Source organism: Sunxiuqinia dokdonensis, assembly GCF_001270965.1.
In the GTDB taxonomy this organism is placed as follows: domain Bacteria; phylum Bacteroidota; class Bacteroidia; order Bacteroidales; family Prolixibacteraceae; genus Sunxiuqinia; species Sunxiuqinia dokdonensis.
In genome coordinates, this window is record NZ_LGIA01000130.1 from 1 (window position 1) to 1,879 (window position 1,879).

The window sequence follows — 1,879 nt, forward strand, 5'->3', positions numbered from 1 at the left end:
AAAAAAAAAATGACTAAAAAAAAAACGTGTAAAAATCCGATCTAATCTTCCAACTTGTTTGATACCTTTAATCCGCCCACCGAAGCCGTTGATTTATTCTATAAGACCTTGAAACGGCTGTCCAACAATGGCCGGCGACCGGTGATTGCCATAGCCGGCAACCATGATTCGCCCGACCGGATTGAGTCGCCCGATCCGCTGGCCCGCGAGTGCGGGATTATTTTTGCCGGCTATCCAAACTCGTCTGTGGCTCCTTTTGAGTTGGACTCCGGCCTCAAAGTCTTGCAGAGCAGTGAAGGTTTTTTGGGGCTCCGGCTGCCGAAAAGTGAAATTCCCCTGCGTCTTTTACTGACTCCTTATGCCAATGAGTACCGCCTGAAAACCTGCCTGGGACTGGAGAATAGCGAAGAGGAACTGCGCACGGTCCTTCAGCAAAAATGGAAGCAACTGGCTGATCAGTATTGTGATGAGCATGGGGTTAATGTGCTGGTTTCGCATCTTTTTGTGATTAAGAAGGGGGAAGTGCTCCCCGAGGAGCCAGCTGATGAAAAACCCATTCTGCATGTTGGTGGGGCACAGGCTGTTTATACCGAGAATATTCCAAAGCAGGTTCAATACACGGCCATGGGACATTTGCACCGGATGCATCGGGTGGATTCAAATCCTGCACCGGTTTATTACAGCGGAAGTCCGTTGTCATACAGCTTTTCAGAAGCGAACCAGAAAAAATATGTTTTGCTGGTGGATGTAGAACCGGGAGAAACAGCTGCCGTTCGTGAAGTTGAACTGAGCCAGGGAAAGAAACTGTTGCGTAAGCGGGCCGAAGGTTTGGAGGATGCTTTACAGTGGTTGGCTGAAAATCAGGATTGTTTGGTTGAACTGACACTCGTGACCGACACTTTTTTGACGGCTCTCGAACGCAAACAGTTGAATGTAGCCCACTCCGGTATTGTTGCGATCATCCCGGAAGTGATCCATGCCGACGAATTGATCGATACCATTCAAAAAAAGATTGACCTGACCCGCAGTATGGAAGAGCTTTTTCGCGACTATTTTAAGCACGAAAAAGGACAGGAACCCAACGAAGAGCTCATGAATTTATTCACCGAAATTTTGGCCGAAGACGAACAATGATACCCATACAACTGACCATACAAGGTTTGTATTCCTACCAGGATAAGCAAACCATCGATTTTACAAAACTGACTGCCGCGAACCTTTTTGGCATTTTTGGATCAGTGGGCAGCGGAAAGTCCTCCATTTTGGAAGCCATCACCTTTGCTATTTATGGTAAAACGGATCGGCTTAATCTCTCGGGGGATAACCGGAACTACAACATGATGAACCTGAAATCGGACGAATTGCTGATTGACTTCATTTTTGAAACGGGCAAGGACCAAACGGCTTACCGGGCCGTGGTTCAGGGGAGACGGAACAGCAAACGCTTTGACGATGTCAAGAAGCTGGATCGGTCGGCCTATCAAAAAGAAGGCAACCAGTGGAACCCGATGGAACCCGATGGACTTGAGCAAGCGATTGGCCTGAGTTACGACAACTTCAAGCGGACAATCATCATTCCTCAGGGACAGTTTCAGGAGTTCTTACAGCTAAAGGATACGGCTCGCACCCAGATGATGAAAGAGCTTTTCAGCCTGGAAAAGTTTGAACTTTATTATAAGGTGACGGCGCTCGAATCGAAGAATAATGCCCATAGACAGCACTTGGAAGGCCAATTGCAGCAACTGGGCGAAGTTGATCCGGAGCAGGTAAAAAAGTACAAGGAGCAGTTGGATCTGTTAAAAAAAGAAATGGAGGAACATACACTTCAACTAATGAAACTGCAAAAACAGGAGGGAGACTGGAAACGACTGCAGGAGTT

General features: G+C 47.3%; 2 protein-coding genes. Both read left to right on the forward strand.

Annotation, left to right across the window (positions count from 1 at the left end; translation table 11 throughout):
* Positions 1–54: 54 nt before the first annotated feature.
* Entirely contained in the window at positions 55–1,134 is a 1,080-nt protein-coding gene (locus tag NC99_RS07865; protein WP_053181904.1) for a metallophosphoesterase family protein, read from the forward strand.
* The coding region (locus NC99_RS07870) for an AAA family ATPase (protein ID WP_157624664.1) at positions 1,131–1,879 on the forward strand (749 nt) is incomplete at its 3' end. The genes NC99_RS07865 and NC99_RS07870, both read left to right, overlap by 4 nt.